The organism is Labilibacter marinus (assembly GCF_001659685.2).
In the GTDB taxonomy this organism is placed as follows: domain Bacteria; phylum Bacteroidota; class Bacteroidia; order Bacteroidales; family Marinilabiliaceae; genus Saccharicrinis; species Saccharicrinis marinus.
The window spans coordinates 195,948-218,938 of record NZ_LXYE02000001.1 but is presented as its reverse complement, the minus strand read 5'-3'; the positions used below and the strand labels follow the sequence as shown (position 1 = coordinate 218,938).

General features: G+C 34.9%; 17 protein-coding genes and 1 tRNA gene. 11 read left to right on the top strand and 7 right to left on the bottom strand.

Annotated features, from left to right (window positions below; genetic code table 11):
• Positions 1-14: 14 nt before the first annotated feature.
• The 6 genes from A8L32_RS00850 to A8L32_RS00825 form a co-directional block, all read right to left on the bottom strand.
• Entirely contained in the window at positions 15-3,110 is a 3,096-nt protein-coding gene (locus A8L32_RS00850) for a SusC/RagA family TonB-linked outer membrane protein (RefSeq protein WP_075589806.1), read from the bottom strand.
• A gap of 155 nt (positions 3,111-3,265) precedes the next feature.
• Positions 3,266-4,936, bottom strand: a complete 1,671-nt coding sequence (locus A8L32_RS00845; protein WP_143524974.1) for a coiled-coil domain-containing protein — start codon at positions 4,934-4,936, stop codon at positions 3,266-3,268.
• A 367-nt stretch (positions 4,937-5,303) separates the two neighbouring features.
• Entirely contained in the window at positions 5,304-6,443 is a 1,140-nt protein-coding gene (locus A8L32_RS00840) for a helix-turn-helix domain-containing protein (RefSeq protein WP_075589804.1), read from the bottom strand.
• Between the two features lie 280 nt (positions 6,444-6,723).
• Entirely contained in the window at positions 6,724-7,092 is a 369-nt protein-coding gene (locus A8L32_RS23610; protein WP_075589803.1) for a site-specific integrase, read from the bottom strand.
• Positions 7,093-7,707, bottom strand: coding sequence for a hypothetical protein (locus tag A8L32_RS23605; protein WP_075589802.1), 615 nt, complete (start codon positions 7,705-7,707; stop codon positions 7,093-7,095). It abuts the gene before it with no gap.
• A gap of 285 nt (positions 7,708-7,992) precedes the next feature.
• Positions 7,993-8,067, bottom strand: a tRNA-Pro gene (locus tag A8L32_RS00825).
• Positions 8,068-8,328: 261 nt separating this feature from the next.
• On the opposite strand from A8L32_RS00825, the gene A8L32_RS00820 reads away from it, so the two are divergent.
• The 6 genes from A8L32_RS00820 (at position 8,329) to trxB (ending at position 14,959) form a co-directional block, all read left to right on the top strand.
• A complete protein-coding gene (locus tag A8L32_RS00820; RefSeq protein ID WP_075589801.1) occupies positions 8,329-8,919 on the top strand; it encodes an RNA polymerase sigma-70 factor in 591 nt (196 codons plus the stop codon).
• 96 nt (positions 8,920-9,015) lie between these two features.
• On the top strand, positions 9,016-9,153 hold the full coding sequence (locus A8L32_RS23475) for a hypothetical protein (RefSeq protein WP_158027185.1): 138 nt from the start codon (positions 9,016-9,018) through the stop codon (positions 9,151-9,153).
• 18 nt (positions 9,154-9,171) lie between these two features.
• A complete protein-coding gene (locus A8L32_RS00815) occupies positions 9,172-10,167 on the top strand; it encodes a FecR family protein (RefSeq protein ID WP_143524973.1) in 996 nt (331 codons plus the stop codon).
• A gap of 32 nt (positions 10,168-10,199) precedes the next feature.
• Complete coding sequence (locus A8L32_RS00810) at positions 10,200-12,857, top strand: TonB-dependent receptor (protein ID WP_075589799.1); 2,658 nt, start codon at positions 10,200-10,202, stop codon at positions 12,855-12,857.
• Positions 12,858-12,950: 93 nt separating this feature from the next.
• Positions 12,951-13,823, top strand: coding sequence for a DUF4249 family protein (locus A8L32_RS00805; protein ID WP_158027184.1), 873 nt, complete (start codon positions 12,951-12,953; stop codon positions 13,821-13,823).
• 137 nt (positions 13,824-13,960) lie between these two features.
• On the top strand, positions 13,961-14,959 hold the full coding sequence (trxB, locus tag A8L32_RS00800) for a thioredoxin-disulfide reductase (protein ID WP_083631121.1): 999 nt from the start codon (positions 13,961-13,963) through the stop codon (positions 14,957-14,959).
• A gap of 71 nt (positions 14,960-15,030) precedes the next feature.
• Here trxB and A8L32_RS00795 read toward each other — a convergent pair whose 3' ends face one another.
• Positions 15,031-16,530 (bottom strand): glycoside hydrolase family 10 protein, encoded by a 1,500-nt coding sequence (locus tag A8L32_RS00795; protein ID WP_075589797.1) that lies wholly within the window; start codon positions 16,528-16,530, stop codon positions 15,031-15,033.
• A 114-nt stretch (positions 16,531-16,644) separates the two neighbouring features.
• On the opposite strand from A8L32_RS00795, the gene A8L32_RS00790 reads away from it, so the two are divergent.
• The 5 genes from A8L32_RS00790 (at position 16,645) to A8L32_RS00770 (ending at position 22,979) form a co-directional block, all read left to right on the top strand.
• Positions 16,645-17,484 carry an ATPase gene (locus tag A8L32_RS00790; protein ID WP_075589796.1) on the top strand — a complete coding sequence of 280 codons (840 nt, stop codon included), beginning with the start codon at positions 16,645-16,647 and terminating at the stop codon, positions 17,482-17,484.
• Positions 17,485-17,709: 225 nt separating this feature from the next.
• Positions 17,710-17,955: a PqqD family protein gene (locus A8L32_RS00785; protein WP_075589795.1), complete on the top strand. Its 246-nt coding sequence runs from the start codon at positions 17,710-17,712 to the stop codon at positions 17,953-17,955.
• A 2-nt stretch (positions 17,956-17,957) separates the two neighbouring features.
• Positions 17,958-19,007 (top strand): ATP-grasp domain-containing protein, encoded by a 1,050-nt coding sequence (locus A8L32_RS00780; protein ID WP_075589794.1) that lies wholly within the window; start codon positions 17,958-17,960, stop codon positions 19,005-19,007.
• Positions 19,008-19,345: 338 nt separating this feature from the next.
• Entirely contained in the window at positions 19,346-20,704 is a 1,359-nt protein-coding gene (locus tag A8L32_RS00775) for a type III PLP-dependent enzyme domain-containing protein (RefSeq protein ID WP_075589793.1), read from the top strand.
• Positions 20,705-20,762: 58 nt separating this feature from the next.
• Positions 20,763-22,979: an urea transporter gene (locus A8L32_RS00770; RefSeq protein ID WP_075589792.1), complete on the top strand. Its 2,217-nt coding sequence runs from the start codon at positions 20,763-20,765 to the stop codon at positions 22,977-22,979.
• Positions 22,980-22,991 lie beyond the last annotated feature (12 nt).

The following is a 22,991-nucleotide window of genomic DNA, read 5'->3' as shown; positions in this document are numbered from 1 at the left end:
TAACCTTTAGAATATTACAAATCAATTTTAAGTCCCATAGTAACTACCTTAACCCCCGGTATAGCATTACTTAAACGACCATTCAATGCGGCTTCAGGATCGAATCCTTTGAATTTTGTTAGTGTAAACATATTTTCGCCTGAAATAAATGCTCTTAAACCTTGCAAGTGAAGTCGTGCAGCAAATGACTGAGGAAGTGTATAACCTAAAGTGATATTTTTCAATCGCAGGTAAGAAGCATCTTCTAAAAACCTTGATGACATCTGGTTACCTTCATCGATACCATTGGTTACATAACGCGGAACATTGGTATAACGATTATCTGGAGTCCATGCATCCAAAGCATCCGTAGCCAAATTATTACCAGCCTGCGTTCCATCGTGCATACTGGCGGCATAATCATCATTATAAATCTGATTTCCAATACTATAATAGAAATAAAAACTAAGATCAAAATCTTTATAATTTAAACTATTCGTTAATCCTCCATAGAAATCGGGTAAAGCTGTTCCCATTCTCACTCTTTCTGCATCAGAATAGTTACTCGTTACATCACGACCACTTCCGTGTGGATCCACATATGAAGATTCCGTACTGGTGTTACCTTCTTTGTCATCGGACTGTGAATTTACAAACCACATTGGTTTACCATTGTCAGGATTTACACCAGCCCACTCCAGTAAGTAGAATTGGTGCAGACTTGCTCCTGGTTCTAAAAGTTTTGAACCTGAAACAATTCTATCGTTAACCAAATTAAGTATCTCGTTTCTATTAGCAGTAAAATTGAAATTTATGGTATAATTAAAATCTTTTTGCTTCACTACTTTGTAATTCAAGGTAGCCTCAACTCCTTGATTCACCATAGCACCAAGATTTGTCATAATAGATCCAAAACCCTTGGAAGCTGATAAAGGTTTACCAAATAATAAACCGTCAGAATCTTTTTTATAATACTCTACATTTATATCCAATCGCTTGAATAAGCTCGCCTCTAAACTCACATTAAAGTTAGCGAGAGACTCCCACGCTAAGTCGTGATTTGCAGGTTGAGCAGCAGCAATACCTGGATAACCTCCATAGTTAGATCCACTACCATATAATCCTAGAGATGCAAAATTTCCTATTGAGCTATTTCCTGAAGTTCCGTAACTAGCTCTTAGTTTCAAATTATTTAACCAAGTTAAATCTGGCATCCACTCCTCTTCAGTAATTCTCCAACTAGCACCTACAGAGTAGAATATTCCCCATTTATTGTCGGCACCAAATCGTGAACTTCTATCACCACGAACACTTGAACTTAAATAATAACGTCCTCCATAGTTATACTTAAACTGCCCTAGGTAAGATAACAAACTCCATTCTGAAGGTCCGCTGCTCGGATTCTCGGGCTTAGCTCCCCAACTTAAATCAGGATAATCACTAATTGGAAAATCAGTAACTCCAGCAGATAAGAAAGAATATTTACCAGATGTAAATTCCTGTCCTCCTAAAACATCAAAACTTGATATATCATTCGTTTTTTTCCAATTAAGAATATTGGAGATACTTAGAATCATATTGTCAGAACTCGACATCGTACTTCTTCCGTTGACTCCAGCTCCATTTCCATGGTGTGGATTATAATAATTAACCCCTTTACTATTAGAATAATCTACACCTCCTGTTGACCTAAAAGACAAACTTGGTAAAAGATCGAGGTTTATATAAGTATTCAAAAGACCTCGAACATCCTGATATTCGTACAAGTCCATCTCCGACAGTCCTACAGGATTAAAATCAAAAACAGCTTTATTCTCCCAATTATAGGAACCATCATTATTATAAACAGGTGTTGCCGCATTAATCACTTCGGCGGAACGTACTGGATTTGCAAAACCATTCCCTCCTGGAGGAGCATTAGTTTCAGAATAAGTAAGATTATTGCTTATTCCAGCTGTAATAAAGTTATTGACTTGATGATTAACATTTATCTTGCTGGTATATCTTGTAAAATTAGAACTTAATGTAGTTCCACTATCATTGTAATAACCTAAGGAGAAATAAACATCCGTTTTATCGTTTCCGCCAGCTACATTAAGGTTATAGTTTTGAATGATCCCGACTTTATAAACCTCATCTCTCCAATCGGTATCTGTTATTGTTTTTGTTCCTGGTATTAATTTACCATTAGCATCTAGCGGATTTTCTACTCCAAAAGGGTTAAAACCAACAGTAGACTCTACTTTTTCATGAGCGTACTCCTTTGCATCATCTATCGTAAACGAACTACCATCGTCATGATCACCATATAACAGTCCCCAATTATATAAACCCATCCATGAGTGTTCATAAAATTGTGTTGAATTCATTAATTCATAACCATTAGATATTCGAGAGGCAACTCCCACCTGACTATTAAAGGAAATTCGCGTTTGTCCAGCTGCACCTTTTTTGGTACTAATAATTACAACACCGTTGGCCGCTCTGGAGCCATATAAAGAAGCAGCTGCAGCATCTTTAAGGATGGTAAGGCTTTCAATATCGTTAGGATTAATATCACTTAATCCACCTGCCATAGGAACACCATCAATTACATATAATGGCGAACTACTGGCATTTAAAGATCCAATACCTCTTATGATTACAGAAGCTTGACTGCCTGGCTGCCCCGAACTACTGGCTACTTGCACACCTGCAGTTGTTCCTTGCAATGCTTTTTCAAATGAAGTAACTGGTCGGTTCTCCATTACTTCTTTATTCACAACTTCGGCTGCACCTGTGTATCCCTCTTTTGTAGTTGTACCGTAAGCCACAACCATTACATCATCTAACTGCTGACTATCATCTGTTAATACAACATCAATACGTACTCGACCGTTAATATTTTCTTTTACCACATTCATGCCAATAAAAGAAAACACTAATGTTCCTTCGTGAGATGGTAATTCAATATGATAGCTACCGTCTATATTTGTAACAGTTCCTTTTAGTGTGCCCTCTAATAAAATATTTACACCTGGTAAAGCTTGGCCAGTATCATCAGTTACTACGCCTTCAACAGTAAAAGCTTGGGCAAAAACAGAACTTATTAACAACAAGTGTAATAGTAATACACCTATAATTCTTTTCATCGTCATTTTATTAAATTTATTCCATCAACTTATTATAAGCGTACTTTACTTAGTATTTAAAATGCCTTTGTTTGAGATTGGGTATAGATTGGGTGCAGATTATAAAAATGCTACACCCTTTTACAGGTGTAACATTCCTATTAAATACACAATTATTAATTATTACATGGTGCTAATAGTAAATCGATTGCATCCTCAGGTACAAGCGTATTGCCCCATCCTTGATTAAATTCAACAACGTACTTCGTTGGATCTGAATTGTATTTAGTAAAGAAAGGTTCCATACTACAGAATCCTATAGTTGCATCGTCTGGCATTTCTACTTTTAAATCAGTTCCCCATCCTGTAAGATGATCCAATGCAGAGAATGCAGAGAATACAGTTGCCTTAGGCGTATAAAGTTCAATAGATGTAGCTTGGGTAAGCGCATCAAAGCCATCTATACGAAGGTTATCTGCATATTGATATGTAGATAGATCCATAGTTGGTGATACATTCAAGATAACTGCACCAGCATTCTGTAACATTTCGAAAGAGTCGAACCAAGCATAGCTACCAAATACGCTAACATTAACATGAGAATAAGCTGATGTTCCACCAGACTCTAATCCATTAAAGATATTTAGCATAGCTACTTCGAAACCATTACTTTGGATATCAATTTTGCCTCCAGTAAAAGTTGTTACTGAGTTAAAAGCTTCTATGCTTTTTGTTGTATTCGTAGAAATAACTACATCTCCGTTAATTTCCTCCAAGTTCTCAAATGATGGAAAATTTGTACTAAAGTCAGAAGTTGAAGTGGACGAGATTCCTGTACCTCCAGTTCCATTAAAACTAAAATTAAGACCTCCATTCACTTTAGTTAAAGCAGTAACATCCACACTTGCTATAGCACTATTTGATGTAAAATTAAAGTCACCATCAATAAGTGATCCTGTTATAATGAATTCTGTAATTGCAGTATTTTCGATGCTTAGGCTACCATTAACATTACCCAATGACAATGTACCTCCAGCAATATACTGTACATAAACATCTCCACTCACATTCGTTGATGACAGCTCTACTGAATTCAAGGTACCTGCGCCCCAAAGCGATTCATCATAACCATTGATATCAACAGTTTCAACCTGGTCAAGCGCAGTAAGAGAGAAGCTTTGTAAAACTGTGTTCATATATACAGATAAACCTCCGTTAATGAGAATTAATGCATCAGCAGTAACACTAGTTAAACCTTCATTTTCATAAACACTAAAATCATCTCCAACTGAAGTCAATGAAGGAAATGTTATTGTCACATCAGTACCATCAACACCTGTAATTCCTAGTTCTCCACCAACAGCTTGGACTGATGTTAAAGAAAGTTGGTTACCACCTTTAATTATAAGATCGCCACCAATCATCTTTAAATTTACCATAGCATCAATATGCCCTTGAGTTGTAGGTATAACTTTACCTGTTACAATGGTTGCTCCTTGAGCCAATACCGCAGCAAAATCAGCATCCGTTAAAAGATTGCCATAATAAACAGCAGCGTTATTATTTTCTACTTCAGTCTCTAACAACTCTAAACTACTTAATAGTGAAGTATACTTATCGTTTAAATCAGCATCTCCCGCTTCCATATCCGTCTGCATTTGTGTAATTGTAGCCTGCAGTTTGGCTATTTCAGCTAATAGAGCTTCTTGTTGTGACTGCTCTAAATCATCAACTTTTTCATTTAGGTCATCAATTTGTCCTTGCAAATCATCAATGTCATCGGCGACACAACTCCCCATAAAGGCTAAAAAAGCCATCAGAATAAATGGTAATAGTTTTTTCATCATCGGTTATTGTTTTTAGAAATTTAAATTAGTTCCACAATCCTTTTACAACTGTGTGTTTGCAAGTATAAAAACATATGCAAAAAGCGGCGAACCAATAAAAAAACAGATGTCCCAATGACGGATAAGAGGTGGTACCCATTGGCACACACACCTATAATCAGCTAAAATCCTGATAGTTGAGATATTATTATTGATTTACTATTTAGAAACTTATTTTACTAGACTCTTGCCATAAAAATGCAGAAATCGAACAGACACGATGGTATTTAAACAGGGTATCATGAAGAAATATATCTTTTTTATGAGACACACCTGTAAATTTCATACACAAGATATCGTATTAATAAGTTATTAGAAGTGGAAATTTCTATAGGTTTTCGTTCTGAATATATTCAGTAGGTGTTTTGCCTGTATACTTCTTAAAAATTCTATTAAACGAGGTTTTTGAATTAAAGCCAGCCTGTTCGGCTAAATGAGGTAAGGTATGTTGTTTGTGAAATCCTTCATGTATTAATCCTATAACAGCCTTCATTCGGTAATCATTTATGATATCAAAAAATGACTTTTGAAATTCTACATTAAGTATCTCCGAAATTCGTTTATATGTAAAGCCCGTTGAATCCACAATATCCTGCATTTTTAAATCCGGCTTTAAATACGGTTTATCTTTTTCAAAATGCGCTAATAGAATATCTTTATCACTTAGCTTCACCTCTTCTATTTTTCTATTCTCTGCAGCTGGCTTGTTAAAAACATATTTAACGATATCCTCTTCTTCTGCAAAAAACTCTGGCCTTTTAATAGTAAAAATTCCTAATACAATAGTTAAAACTGTTAATCCCAAATAAAACACAGCAAATAAATCAACATTGATGTCAACCTGAAATCCATCAATAACAATACCTGCAGTACCAATTAACCAAAGTATTATATTAACAATTACAAAGTTTCTTAACCATTTCAAAGAATTCAGCTGATATCTGGTTAAATGAACCATCCTAAAATATTGAAAATGATGAAGTTTTCTTAATGACAATATAGAGTATATAATCCCTTGGCCTATAATTACAAGATTAAAGAACAACTGTAATGGCATTAACCATCTTGGAAAACTTCTGCTTTGTATCATTAAAGCTTTCTCCTCCGTTCCTATTAAAAAGAATGGCATAAACACAATGACATGACAAATAGCTGGTATAAAATGCATTATATTCTTTTTTACTTTACGAGCATCCTCATATAAATATGTTCTAATATAAATATACATCAAAGGAAAAAACATTAAAGTAAAAATATCAAGAGATAAAAAGAAGTGAGGATACTTAGCAAAAAAATCTGGGGATTGAATCATAAAGGCAAAATCAGTGATCGCCCACGAAAAGGTCAACACCCCTAATACTTTATTCGCAAAAAAATTACTCGGATAAAAAAACAAATAAAACGATAATAGAATCGAGAATATTGCTCCTAACAACAAAACAATATTAAACATATTTCCAACATCCATAAAGACTCTGTTTATTTTCTTCGTTTCAATGCGCCTAGAAACTTAAATCTAGAACAAGTTATTGAATTTTTGGAGATATTCACAAGGCAATTCGATATCCTGAACAAAAATAAAAACCCTTTTTTGGATTTATTGTGATAACAATCATTCCAATTAGTATTTCATGATTTTTGTATTAATACCGCAAGCTCATTTCTTCAATTTCATTAAAAAAAATGTAAGTTATATCCTTGGTTACATTTCCCTTTCTACATAAGACATTTATTGAATTTTTCGAGTTTTATGTATTATAGTTCTTTCTTTTAACAGGCTTATTCTCCTTTGCTTGAAGAGTAGCTTTTAAAGTATTCATATCTTCACTAATCTTGTTCTTAAGAACCCTTGCGTAAATCATAGTGGTGGACAGCTTAGTGTGGCCTAATACCTTACTTACTGTTTCTATCGGCACTCCATTACTCAAAGTAACTGTTGTAGCAAACGTATGTCGTGCAATATGAAATGTCAATACTTTATTGATATCACAGACGTCTGCAATTTCTTCTAAATAGCTATTTAACTTTTGGTTAGGTATGCGCGGAAACACACTTTCTCTATATAATGAACGTGGATGATCTTTATATTTATTTATTAATCCGAGTGCAATAGGCAATTAAGGAATATTTAAATCAACTTCTGTTTTCTTTCTTTTGGTCGAAATCCAATATTCTCCATCAATACCAATATTAATGTTCTCTGGCCGTAATTGCATAACATCTATATAAGCCATACCGGTATAACAAGCAAATACGAACATGTCTCTTACGAACTCCATCCTTTGGTTATTAAAGTTCTTATTTACGATCACATTAAGTTCCTTTTCTGTCAAAAAAGTTCGTTCTGTCTTTTTAAAGGAAAGTTTATACCTGGTAAATGGATCCTTTTCAATCCATTCCAAGAGTGTTTTACCTTTATCCACATTACCTAAGTAATAATTTCTTAAAATAAGTGGAGTTATCAGTTTTTCCTCAAAACGCAGTTTATCAAATATGCTTAGAATCTTACTCCTAGCAGAAGCTATTGATCGGTTTATTCTTTGATATTCCTTTTCTGAAGCTTTAACTACTTCACTAGCCGAATTCCATGAATTTACATTTATAGGTTGGTTAAAAGAAAAGTCAACCCGCTTGGTATTATAAGATATCCTGAGGTATAACATTCCTTTTTCAGGATTCTTTTTTGTTGTTCTTAAAAAGAACTTTAAGTAAAGTAATTGGTTGTTTGACATGGCATTGTAATTAATTGTGGTTAATATAATTTGACATCCTAAGACACCTGAATTTGTTTTATTCACAATTAATATCAATCAAAATCTATGGCAGAATAATCAGATAAACATCAGTGTGTCAGTCAAATTAACTCTTAAGTGTAACTAAAGTATATAAATTTAAGGTTACACTCAAGTTACACCTCAAATATGAATTACATTGATTTAAACTGATTTATTAAAAAACAAAAAAGCCTGTAAACCATAGAGTTTACAAGCTTTTGACATTCTTAATCTCTTTATTCGTCGGGATGACAAGATTTGAACTTGCGACCCCTGGTCCCCCAGACCAGTGCGCTAACCGGACTGCGCCACATCCCGCTTAATTACGAACGCAAATATATAAAAATATTGAAAACTGAAACCGAATAGCACACTTCCTAGCAATGCTTTGGTAATTTGAACTGCTACATATATTTTATATTTCTACATAAATAAAATATTTTTTGATGCAACCTTTACTTTTTAAGCTTGTCTTATATTATAAAAGTTACCATTCAACCATAAAATTCTACCATTGGTACCTTTTTTTAAATACAACGGAGTATTTTAGTTAATTTTGCATGTGAACTCTAGCAAATAATGAACGATAAAGATCTATTACATAAATTATCCTTAGGTGAGGAATCTGCATTTAAGGAAATTTTTATGCTGTACTACCAGCAATTAGTGGTATTTGCCTCTAAAATGGTTTACGATTTGGATCAATCCAGAGATATCGTTCAAGAGGTTATCGTCAATTTTTATGAGAAACGAACTTCTATTGAAATACACACTTCCTTAAAAGCTCATTTATACCAGTCTGTTCGTAATCGTTGTTTAAACTACTTAAAACGAGAACAAGTTATACGAGGCCATCACTCCAATATATTTGAGGAGAAAAAAAATCAACATCAAGATTTTAAAGATTTAATGGAGCAGACAGAGTTCGAAAATAAGATATATGGGATAATTAACACTTTACCAAAGCAATGTCAGAAGATTTTTGAAATGAGTCGTTTCGAAGGTAAATCAAATGGAGACATTGCAGAGGAGTTAAATATCTCCAAAAGAACCGTAGAAACTCAAATTAGTAATGCTTTAAAGAAGCTACGCTCAAAACTAGCTAACCACCTCGTTACTTGTGGCATTGCATTCTTTATCTTTTTATATAACTCCACTCTATTTAGCTAACACATTAAATAAATAATTTTTTCTTTATTTTTTTTTACGTGTATAGTTAAAACTGATTGTCTCATTATAACAAAACATAACCGAAACACCGAAAATATGGAATTTCTATTACAACTTATCGCAGAAATGATTAATGTTAATGAAAATGAAACTCAAATTGAACCTTCAGAAGAATTGGTAACTGCCGAGGAAGAATCTGTGGAGAATATTTTTGGGATGATGCATTTTCATTAAAAAACTGAAGAGTTTTAATTGAGAACGGAGAGAAGCGTGGAAGAGAATTATAAAAATATTGACGAAATCATCGTGGCCTTTTTATGTGAAGATATCACAGAAAAGGAAATGAAAGAGCTTAATGATTGGAAATTACTTAGTAATGACAATCAGGATAAGTTTGATCAAATGGTGGTTGCATGGAATAAATCTGAGTCGATAGCAGTATTTAACCAGATTGATGTAAGTAAAGATTGGGAAAACGTGTGCCATAAAATTGAGGAATTAAAAAAGCCCGTTAAACATGCCAATACTTTCTTTATATCTGCCAGAAAAATAGCAGCAATTCTTGTTCCTATTATATTTATTTCTTTAAGCGGATTAGTTTATTGGAATGTTCCTGGATTTGGCCGTCTTACTGCCTCTGAAATGAAAAGTTCCGTCCAAACAATTGAACTTCCTGATGGATCAAAAGTAACAATCAATAAGGATAGTAAAATTATATATCCTAAAAATCTTGCTTCGGCCAGTGAGCGTAATGTAAAATTACAAGGAGAAGCTTTTTTCGAAGTATTTCATAACACCACTCCTTTTAGTGTTGAAGTACAATCAACAACAGTTAGCGTGCTGGGAACAAAGTTTAACATCGAAGAAAAACAGTCAGACATTCTTGTTTCTGTGATCTCTGGTAAAGTAGCCGTTAAAAACAATAACATTAAAGTGGATTTAACTGCTGGTGAACGTGCTTGGGTGAACGATGGAGTATTAAACGAAGAAAAAGCAGAGACTTTAAATGATATTTACTGGTATAGTAAAAGCCTTAAGTTTAAGCAAGCTAGTATAGCCGATATATGCAAAGAGTTACAAAATAACTTTGAAGAAGTTAAGATTGTTAAAATAAACACTAAAGATTTAAGCACTAAGGTAACCACAAGCTTTAATAATCAAAGCCTTCAGGAAATTATTGAAGAACTAGAAATACACTTTAGCAAAAAAATTACATTTGAAGGTTATACATTAACTGTCTCTGATTAAAAATATATACTTTTACGGGATTGTTCGAGTTAATGAAAACATCCCGTTACGCATATATAACCACCATATTGTTCCTTACCCTTTTTTTATATTCTACGGGGTTAGGTGCGCAATCTATATTAAATAAGGAAGTCTATATTAATATTCAGCATGGATCAACTGTTGAATTACTGGATGCTATTGAAAATGAAACAGGTATTGCCTTTAGCTATAGTAACAAGGTGTGCATTAGCGAATCAATTCATCTTTCTTCCCAGCAAAATACTCTTCGAGGATTATTGAATGAAATTTTTTCTGCTTGCGATGTTCAGTTAGAGGAACGTAAAAAGAAAATCATCATTTTGCCCAAACAAAAGACCTCTGCTCCTAAGTTTGTAATCAGCGGATTTGTAAAAAATATTGATAGTGACGAGATACTCATTGGTTCATCGGTTTATGATGCTTTAAAGTGGGAAGGAACTACTTCTAATAATTTTGGGTTTTACAGTTTAACACTGCCAGCAGGGCGAACTCTGCTTTCTTGTTCTTTTGTTGGATATTTGCCTATTCAGCATGCCTTTATATTGGATAAGGATACCACTATTAATTTTGATCTGCTCTATAATTCGCATATAAAAGAAGTGCCCATACTCGGATATATTGCTCAGGAAGGTATCAATACAACCCGTACGAGCACCATCAATGTACCTGTTGATCAAATACAAAAATTCCCTTCCTTTCTAGGAGAGGTTGATGTTATTAAAACACTTCAATTACTACCGGGTATAAATAGTGGAAACGAGGGAATCAGCGGACTTCATGTACGAGGCGGTGGTGTAGACCAAAACTTATACTTACTGGACGATGTTCCTGTTTATAACATTTCTCACCTATTTGGCTTTTTCTCTGTTTTTAATGCAGATGCCTTAAATAATATATCTGTTACCAAAGGTGGATTTCCAGCAAGGTATGGAGGACGACTTTCTTCGGTGATTGATATACGAATGAAGGATGGTAATAATGAAAAGATTAGTGGTACAGTCAGTATTGGTATGATGTCTTCTAAGATTGCTCTGGATGGACCTTTAATCAAGGATAAAACCACTTTTAGTGTGTCGGCTCGACGGTCTTATTTCGATTTATTTGCCATGCCTATACAATCAAAAAGTAATTCGCGTACTGCATTTTATTTTTATGATGCCAACGGAAAAATTGCACACAAACTATCCGACAAAAGTAAACTCTTCCTAAGTTTTTACGGTGGTAGAGATAAGTTTTATACCAAATACAACTATAATGAGGTTCGCAATCCAGATCAACCCAGTGATGGAAATGAGATGATTGATGTAAACGACCAAAGTTATTCTGGTTGGGGAAATATAGTTGGTTCCTTGCGGTGGAACTACATATATAACGATAAGTTGTTTTCTAACCTATCTGTTTCTTATAGCAACTACTCCTATTTTGTTGGATACGAGGAGCATGATATTACGCCTAATTTGTGGAGTTATTTTGAACAAAGATACCACAGTGGAATATCCGACGCCATGGTAAAAACTAATTTCGATTATTTTTTAAACCCTAAACACCATATAAGATTTGGGGCATCATATACGCATCATAATTTCAACCCTGGAGCCGATATTTTAAGGCGAACGCAGAATACAACCACGGTATTAGATTCCACATTTGGAGGGGATATAATATATGGTCACGAGATGTTTGCTTATATAGAGGATGATTTTGAAATTACAGATAAACTAAAAGTCAATGCAGGAATACATGCATCATTATATAAAACCAATAATAATATATATCAGTCCTTTCAACCTCGAATTTCAGCCAGATATTTAATTAGTCCAAGAGTGGCGATAAAAGCAGCCTATTCTGAGATGACACAGTACATGCACCTGTTAGGATCCTCATCTGTTTCTCTACCTACCGATTTATGGATTCCTGTTACCGATTACATTAAACCGCAAGATGCTGACCAATATGCCCTAGGAGCAAAATGGCAGTTGCAGCGCGGTTTTGAAATTGGCGTTGAGGCCTACTATAAAAAATATAAGAATTTGCTTATTTCTATTTATAATCGGCCATTATATAGTAACTCTTCAGATTTTGCTGAGGAGCTCACCTATGGAGATGGATATTCAAAAGGAATTGAGTTTTTACTTCATAAAAAAACAGGTGATTTAACTGGCTGGATAGGATATGCTCTATCCAAATCAAGACAACGATTTGAGCTAATTAATGACGGAAACGAATTTCCATCTGCCAACGATAGAAAACATAGTGTTAATATTTATAGTAATTATAGACTCAACGAAAAAGTAGATTTCTCATTATCCTGGTCCTTTGGTACAGGGAACGCAGTTACATTGCCAACACAAAAGTTTTATTCTCCTTCGTTGCCATCGCAAGGCAACCTGGTTGACGATTCATATTCTGAATATGTAGGCAATGTTAATAACTATAGAATGCCAAAATTTCATAGGTTAGATATTGGTGCTAACTTTAAAAAAGAAATTAAACTTGGAGAAAGAACCTGGAGTGTTGGTTTATACAATGCTTATGGTCAACAGAATGCCTTTTCGGTATATTTTGCCGATGAACTAAATGAAGATACAGGTGAGGTAAATAGGTCTTTAAAACAATTAAGTATTTTTCCTGTTCCTCTACCCTACATTCGCTATACTTTAAAGTTTTAAATGGGTGCACTTATTAAATATAAACTTCATAAATCACTGCTATTAATTTCTTCTTGTAAATTAATAATTACGTTGGTGCTATTGCTTGTTGTCATGAGTTGCGAAAAGCAATTAAGTTATCAGTTGCAAAATGAAAAACCACAAGTGGTGATGTATGCCTTTCCTATGCCAGATAGTACTCTAAAGATACATGCTAGCTTATCCGCTAATATATTATCAACCGATAATTCGGAAGTATTACCTGATATGAACTATAGTATTAAGATAGACGATAAATTAGTTGCAAGTGGTAATTATCCGGAAGGTGAAGATTGGGTCAATATTCCTATTTCTCCTATTAGTACAAATAATAAAATAGAACTCACTTATAATCTAGTAGATGGCGGTGTTGTAAAAGGAACAACAATAGCACCTGAGGCCATTAACATAGAAAGTATTGATACGGTAAGTACATTCTATATCAACCAAGAAGGTATAGAAGAGAAAATGTTAAGGTGCATTATAGAGTTAAACGATCCGATTATTATAAAAAACTATTATCAGATAAGAGTTGATTACAAAGCTACTTCAACATCTACGCCCGAGTTAAACGAATTTGAAACTATATCATACATTAAAGAGGACAAAGTATTTTTAATACGTGAAGATGAGACAGCCTTAATTAATAACATAGATTACGAGGGTACTTTTTCTGATTACCTGTTTAACGGACAAACTTATAAAGTAAAGCTATTGGTTCCTTTTGAGTATTTAACCGATGATTCTGGAACATTAAACCAAGAACTCCATATCCACTTATATAACTTAAGTCCTGAATATTATAAATTTATCCGTACTAAAATAGAAGAGGAATTCTATAGGGATTATCCAGTGTTTGAACCTATCAATTTATTCAGTAATGTAGATAATGGCATTGGAGTAATTGCTGGTTTAGCAGTTGACACAACAATAATTGTTCTACCTTAAAAATTAGATTGTTGTACTTTTGTCAGTGTTTATACTGACAAAATTTAGTTTTTTTGAATAATATTAAAAAGGCATTAAATTTGAGATATAGAAATGTAAATATATAAATGAGTAATAATAAAAAATAATATATAAATATGGCATTATTCGAGAAAATGGAGAATTTAGGTGCTACCGATAATTCTTCAAACGAAGTTTCAGATACAGAAAAAGTTAAAGTATTAATCATTGGTTCGGGTCCTGCTGGATATACTGCAGCAATCTATGCTTCAAGAGCTAACTTAAGCCCTGTGTTGTACGAAGGAATGCAGCCTGGTGGACAGCTAACAACCACTACCGAAGTGGAAAATTTCCCTGGTTATTCTGATGGAACAACTGGTCCTGCTATGATGGAAGATTTAAAGAAGCAAGCAGAGCGTTTTGGAGCTGATATTCGTTTTGGATATGCTAGCGCTGCCGATTTTTCTGAACGTCCATTTAAAGTAACCGTTGATGGAAACAAAATAATTGAGGCTGAAAGTGTAATTATTGCAACTGGCGCAACTGCTAAATATTTAGGACTTGAGGACGAGCAAAAGTATGCTGGTTCAGGAGTTTCTGCTTGTGCAACATGTGATGGTTTCTTTTACAGAGGTAAAAAAGTTGGTGTAGTTGGTGGTGGAGATACGGCTTGTGAAGAGGCTTTATATTTAGCTGGCTTAGCAGAAAAAGTATACCTGGTAGTTCGTAGAGATGAGTTACGAGCTTCTAAAGTAATGCAAGATAGAGTATTCGAAAACGAAAAAATTGAGGTTCTTTGGAAACACCAAACTAAAGGATTAACCGGTGATGGTGTTGTTGAAGGCATGACTTTATACAAAAATAAAGGAGAGGCCAACGAGGAAGAAGTACAAGTAGCTATTGATGGTTTCTTTTTAGCTATTGGACATACGCCTAACTCAGATATTTTCAAGGAATATATTGATACGGACGAAGTGGGTTATATTAAAACCTTTGAAAACACTTCTAAAACAAACGTTGAAGGTGTATATGCATGTGGTGATGTAATGGATAACCAATACCGCCAAGCAGTTACTGCTGCAGGTTCTGGTTGTAAAGCTGCCATTGATGCTGAAAGATTTTTAGGCGAAAACTAATCTTCGCTTTCTAAATAATATATGAGAGTCTATCTATTTTTTTAGGTAGACTCTTTTTGTTTATTCTTTCTTTATTCGCAAACTGAAAAATTTGATTCGTGGTTGGTTCGGCTAATTCCTGTTACAAAATAATTATATTTTCTAGGCTTGTTCTTTCGCGATAATTTCGCCTTTAGGCCTAGCTTACCACCTATATAAATAATGTCCTCCACATTAGCTGTTGTAAAACCTTTCCGTTTTTTGGTTTTATATACCACAAAATAATCGTTGTTCGTACCGTGTTCCCAGCTAAGTTCAACTGTTTTATTTTTGACCTCACAAGATGCTTGCTGAGGTTGACTAGGCAACATAGGCTTTACCCTATGATTTACAGGAGGCAAAGCAGAATGAAAATATAGCTCCTCTTTTAAATTATCTTTAAGGCCCAATGGATTTTTCTTTAACCACTTAGCGCTATAAAACATACTACCCGCAATAGATGGAAGTTCTCTTCCTAAAGCCACTTGCCTGCTAATTTCCTCCGAACTCCTCCACTGCTCCGCTTTGGCTGTTTCATTTAATCGGTATAAACCATGCCCTGTATAAACGGGACAATCATAAGCATTATCGTTCCACCATTCACTTATGATTTTAAAATCGGCCACTGTTTTCCCTATATGCCAATAAATTTGAGGCGTTACATAATCTATCCAACCAGCCTTTTGCCATTTTAATATATCCGCATATAAATCGTCGTAATTGGTCACTCCCGCTTTAGTGGCGGAACCCTGAGGATCCTTAGATTTATTGCGCCAAACGCCAAATGGAGAAATACCAAACTCAACACTTGGATTGATAGCTTTGATGCTGTCGTGCAATTGCTGGATAATTAAATCCACATTATCACGTCGCCAATCATCCTTTTCCTCCGGCAAAAATCCACGCGAATGTTCTTCAAAAGCTTCCTGATCAGGAAACTCTCTTCCTGCAATTTTATACGGATAAAAATAGTCGTCAAAATGTATCGCATCCACCGAGTAACGTCTAATGATATCTGCCACTACAGACGAAACATGATTTCTGGTTTCTGGTAATCCAGGATTAAAATAAGCAGTGCTGCCATAGGTTACAAACCACTCTGGGTTAGTTTTTATTGGGTGATCATCAGCCACGGAGCATCTAACGGTATCAAATACTGCCCTATATGGATTTAACCAAACATGCACATCTAAGCCTCTTTTTCTGCATTCATCAATGGTGAACTGCAACGGGTCGTAATCTGGCTCAGGTGCCAATCCTTGCTCCCCGGTTAACCATTGCGACCAAGGTTCTAACTCTGATTGAAAAAAAGCATCTGACGCAGGTCGTATCTGAAAAACAATGGTATTGAGGTTATAATCTTTCGCTACGTCCAGTAATTCAACCATCTCATTCTTTTGCATATCCACGGCTAATCCAGGCTTCGATGGCCAATCAATATTAGCTACAGTAGCAATCCACATGGCACGCATTTCTCTTTTGGGATAGGTCTTTTTTTCTCCTTGAATAGAAAGGACGCAACTCAAAAAAACAGTAATAATTATAAACCTCATAAACAATTATATTGAAAGCATAAAACTAATATTTTTAGAGGTTTTATAATGAACTATCCTTCCTTTTTATAGAACAACACCTCTGCTCCTTTCATTTATTTTTTACATTTGTGTATGATACTAATTGCCGATAGCGGATCCACAAAAACAGAATGGCAACTGATCGAAAGTAAACACCCTTCTCAAACGTGTTTTACAAAAGGAATCAATCCATTTTATCAAAGTGTTGAGGATATTATTATATCGCTTAAAAGTGACTATTCCCTAATAAAAGACAACATTGATAATGTATATTTTTATGGAGCTGGTTGTGCTAATGAGGAGCAAAATAACATCGTTAAGGAAGCATTATCTTCTTTTTTTAATGGTGCAGATATACAGGTAAATAGCGATTTACTTGGTGCAGCTCATTCTCTTTGTCAGGATAAACCTGGAATTGCGTGTATATTGGGTACTGGCTCAAACTCTTGCTATTACAATGGAAAAGAGATAATAGAGAACGTATCTCCCCTTGGATATATATTAGGAGATGAAGGAAGTGGAGCCGTATTGGGTAAATTATTAATGGCAGATTTACTAAAGAACCAATTACCCTCTGAAATACAACAATTGTTTTATGAAACCTATAAACTCACCCCACAAGATATAATGAATGCGGTTTATAAAGAACCGTTCCCCAACAGGTATCTAGCTCAATTCTCTCAGTTTATGATTCAACAAATTCATCATCCTGAGATAGAAGCCATCGTTTCTCAATCCTTTAACGATTTTATTAATAGAAACCTGCTTCAGTACTCGCGATACGCTGAGTTACCCATTCACTTTACAGGCAGTATTGCTTTTTATTTCAAACAACCATTAAGTAAGGCTATTCAACAACATTCTTTGCAATTAGGACAGGTAACTGCCTCTCCTATGCAAGGATTAATTGAATATCACATAAACCATGAATAGCTAATAAAAACGCTTATTAACAAACCTTTACTACAACATTATAAAAATATATAACTGATAATTTATTTACGCATTAAACCTTTGGAGATGATATGAATCTAAGTCCAAGCCATTGATTCATTTCGTTGAAAGAATACGCTGGTTTGTTGAATAGTTTTGTCAAGCCTAGCATATCTATATACATTTGAATAAAGAAAATCAGTAACTCATATTACTTCATATCCTATGAAACTAAAAAACAATATATCTATTAGCGAATCAGGCTTTGTTTTTGATGCGCAAACGGGAGAATCTTTTTCGTTAAACCCTATAGCCAAGGAAATATTACAATTACTCAAGTTAGATAAAACCGAGGACGAGATAAAGGAATATATATTTGCAAAATATGAGGTGGATGAAATTACTTTTAGTAAACATTTGGATGATTTTTTACAAATGTTAGTTCATTATAACCTAGATAAAACAGAATAGTTATGGCTGATAAAATTAAATTAACCATAGCGGTTACTGGTTTAAACAATACGGATAATCCAGGGCCTGGAATACCTGTCATTAGAGGAATCAGAGACTCTGAATTAATTGATGCGCGTATTATTGGTTTAGCTTACGAAAATTTGGAACCAGGCATTTATATGAATGATATGGTGGACAAAACATATATGATGCCCTATCCTTCAATGGGTATGGAAACCTATATGACTCGACTGCTACAAATTCATCATGAGGATCCCATTGATTTAATCATCCCAAACTTAGATGCTGAGTTACACACCTTTATTAAAGCGCAAAAAATACTGGATGTAAATGGTATAAAAACCTATTTGCCTTCGCTGGCTCAACTTGAAGAACGAAACAAAGGCAACTTGGTAACATATGGCCAAAAATATGATATCAAGGTTCCGAAAAGCATAAGTATTACATCTTATAATGAAATACGAAGAATTGAAGATGAGTTTAGCTACCCAGTGCTTGTTAAGGGAAAATTTTATGATGCTTATGTGGCTCATAATCCAGACCAAGTAATGGCAGCCTTTAATAAAGTAAGTGCTCAATGGGGATTACCTATCATTATTCAGGAGTTTGTAAAAGGTACCGAAGTAAATGTGGTTGCCTTGGGTGATGGAGAAGGTAATACGGTGGCTGCAGTTCCCATGCGAAAACAATACATCACAGACAAAGGGAAGGCATGGAGCGGTGTTACACTAGGTGACGAAGTGTTGCTGAAAATAACTCACCGCCTCATAAAACAAAGTAAGTGGAAAGGCGGTATGGAGCTCGAAATTATCCGAACCGATAAAAACGAGTATTACTTAATTGAGATAAATCCTCGTATTCCTGCATGGGTGTATCTTTCGGTTGGTGCAGGCCAGAACATACCTGAAGCTCTAACTCTGCTCGCTCTTGGTAAAAATGTAGAACCAATGACAGATTACGAGGTAGGTAAAATGTTTATCCGTTATTCATACGATTTAATAGGTAACCTGTCCGACTTTGAAAAGATATCTATTCAAGGGAAACTATAAAAAGGGAAAAGGGAGAAAGGAACAGAATGTTAAGTTCCTGTATAACTTTCAGTCTGTCCTGATCAACTTGGAGACGTCCTGTGGAACCTTTGCCCCGTCCTGTAGAGTCCGGAGTTTGTCCTGATGGACTTGGAGTCTTCCTGTAAGATCTTTTCCTAGTCCTGATGAACTTGAAGCCGTCCTGTATTAACTTGAGCTTGTCCTGTTAGATCTGGAGCCGTCCTGTAGGATCTGAAATAAAAAATAAGTACCCCTGAATGATTATTCATAACAGGAAGAACGAAAAACATACAAGAAACAGAGAGTAGTAAGCAAGAAACAGCTAAAAACAGATTATCATGAAAAAATTAGCATACGAAAAACCCATCATCAATAAAATAAGTGCAGGAGTGCCAGATAAATTTGGAATGAGCTCTACCATTCAACCTATTACTGAAATTGATAAAGTATCAGTAACGGATTTGGTTGAAGAATATGGTTCGCCACTCTATGTTTTATCCGAAAAAACCATTCGTAACACCTACAACAATGCTGTTAATGCATTTAAAACCAGATATGATAAAGTACAATTTGCTTGGTCGTATAAAACCAACTACCTCAATGCAGTTTGTAATATTTATCATCAAGAGGGTTCTTGGGCTGAGGTTGTTTCAGGATTTGAATACGAAAAGGCCATTGCCAATGGAGTACCTGGAAACAAAATTATTTTTAATGGTCCCGATAAAAGTATTGATGATTTAACCTTAGCCATCAAAAATGAGTCGCTTATTCACATCGACCATCAAGATGAATTTTATGATATCAAACTCATCACTAAAAAAATAGGCAAAAAAGCCAAAGTTGCCATTCGCGTTAATATGGATACGGGTATTTATCCTAAGTGGGTACGTTTTGGTTTCAACCTTGAAAATGGAGAGGCTTGGGCTATCCTGAATAAAATTATGGTAGACGATGGTTTTGAATTAGTAGGCTTGCACACGCATATTGGCACTTATATTATGGATGCTAATGCATACGGTGTAGCGGCCACCAAACTATCTCAGTTAGCTGTTCGTATTCAACACAAGTACAACCACAACATCAAGTATATTGATTTAGGTGGAGGTTTTGCATCCAAAAATACGCTGAAAGGAGCTTACTTACCAGGTAGCGATACCTGCCCTACTTTTGATGATTATGCCGAAGCCATTACCAATGCCTTGGAGCAGTCTGATATTCAGTACGAGCACATGCCTCTACTTATTTTAGAAACAGGTCGTGCTTTAATTGATGATGCGGGTAGCCTCATTGGCTCTGCTTTAGCTAACAAAAGATTACCCGATGGCAGACGTTCCTTAGTCATTAATATTGGGGTGAATATGTTATTTACTTCGTTTTGGTACGAACATCAAATTGCGCCTGCTCAACTTTCCTCATCACATATGGAGGACACCATTATTTATGGTCCTTTATGTATGAATATTGATGTGATTAGAGAGGCTATTAAATTCCCCGAAGTAGAAAAAGGAAAGCATGTAGTGATTAGCAGGATTGGTGCTTATAATATGACGCAATGGATGCAGTTTATCACTTACAGACCTAAGATTGTAATGATAGATTTAGATGGCAATACCCATGTCGTTCGTGAAAATGAAAACCATGAAACTATGAATGCATTGGACAGAACACCTGAGCATTTAAAAGATTTCAATTTATAAAACTCCTATCAAGGGTTAAAAACATTAGGATATACAAGGTTTTATCTATATTCGAAAGATGATATCAAGCATAAAGCAACATACTCAATCAGAAAACTTCAGGTTATTTGTGGATAGCTTATTCAACAGCTATTCGCAAATTTTCTTCTCTACCTACAAACCCTTTGCGGCCTTAATATTTCTGGTAACGTTTATTGATTTTTACACAGGTATGGTGGGTTTACTTGCGGTTGTTACAACCTCCATCAGTGGTTTTCTGCTAAACCTAAATAAGCAAACGGTAGCTCAAGGTTTGTATGGATTTAATAGCTTATTGGTTGGTTTGGGTTTAGGCATGTATTATGGCTTTAGCGGATATCTGGTTTTTATCGTTATTCTAGCAGCCATACTAACTTTGTTTATTTCGGTTACACTACAAGGCGTTATTGGTAAATACAATATTCCGTTTTTAAGCATCCCGTTTTTATTGGGTATATGGACCTTTACTTTAGCCACCAAACACTTTGAAGCTTTGGGCATCAGCGAAAGAGGCATTTACACCATGAACGAGCTTTATGTGATTGGCGGACACTCTTTAGTGCAGGTTTACGAGTATTTTAACATGGCCGAAATACCCGCCTTTTTAAAAGTATATTTCATTTCCTTGAGTGCTATCTTATTTCAATATAACGTACTCGCGGGATTAATTCTATCCATTGGCTTGCTCCTTTATAGTCGCATCGCATTTTCTTTATCGCTCATCGGTTTTTTTATTGCCTACTCCTTTTACCAAGGCATTAATGCCGATATCACTTTACTGGAATACAGCTATATTGGTTTTAATTATATACTCACAGCCATTGCCATTGGAGGTTTCTTTTTAATTCCTTCTCCTCGATCTTACCTCAGTGTCGGTGTTTTGGTACCCTTGGTTGCAATCCTATCCATTAGTTTCAGCACAGTATTCTTAAAATTTAATCTGGCTATTTATTCCTTGCCTTTTAATGTAATTGTATTGATGTTTTTATACATCCTTAAATTTAGGATGAGTTATTCACCCAAACTGGCAGAAGCTTATTATCAACACAATGCACCTGAGGTAAATTTATACACACACATTAATAACCTTAAACGATATAACTTTCTTAATTATCTGGCCATCAAACTACCGTTTCGCGGTCAATGGAAAGTTTCGCAAGGACACAATGGTAGTTATACGCACCAAAATAATTACCAACACGCCTGGGATTTTGTTATTACCGACAATCAGGATAAACAGTTTAAAACGGATGGTAATTTTTTAGAGGATTATTATTGCTATAACAAGCCAGTAATAGCTTGTGAAAAAGGCGTAGTAGAAGAGGTTATTGATTATATTGAAGACAATAATATTGGCGAGGTAAACCTTGAAAATAACTGGGGAAACTCGGTCATCATCAAACACAACGAATATGTATATTCTAAAATAAGCCATCTAAAAAAAGACAGCATTACGGTTAAAAAAGGTGATGCGGTTTCCTTTGGTCAGGTCGTTGGCAAATGTGGAAACTCTGGTCGTTCTCCGTATCCACATATTCATTTTCAGTTGCAATCGTATCCATATGTGGGTTCTCAAACTTTAAATCATCCCATCAGTAGTTTTCTTCATCATCAAGAAAAAGAATTGAGTTTAGAGGATTATACCTATCCTAAAGAAGGCGATATCATCTCCAATTCTGAAAGCAGCGCTCTAATAGAAAATGCCTTTCGATTTATACCCGGGCAACAGCTTAAGTTTGAATTAAACATCAATAATACAATAAGCCAGTTAAACTGGGATGTTAACCTTACGCCCAATAACGAAACATATTTAGAATGTAAGCATAGTAAATCGAAAGCCTACTTTGTATCCAACGAGCACCTGTTTTACTTTACACATTTCGAAGGAAAAAAAGGCTCTATCCTACATCATTTTTACATGGGAGCTTTTAAAGTGCAGAAGTGTTTTTATGCTAATCATCAGCTTAAAGACTCTATTCCTTTAAATCATTCCATCCCTAAAAAGTATTTGTGGTTGCACGATTTTATCAGTCCGTTTATACAATTAATCAGCGCGAAATACACCTTGCGTTATGATCATATAGACGACTTATTTTCTCCTTCTAGAATTGAACTCAGTGCAAAACGAACCAATACCTTTTTAGGAAAAACCATTCAAGAATATAATTACCCCATAATAATTAATCATCAAGGTTTAGAAAGTTTTATGATACATCAGTCTGATCAAATAATCAGTTTAAAGAGAATCATTAATTAAACCCACTCAACA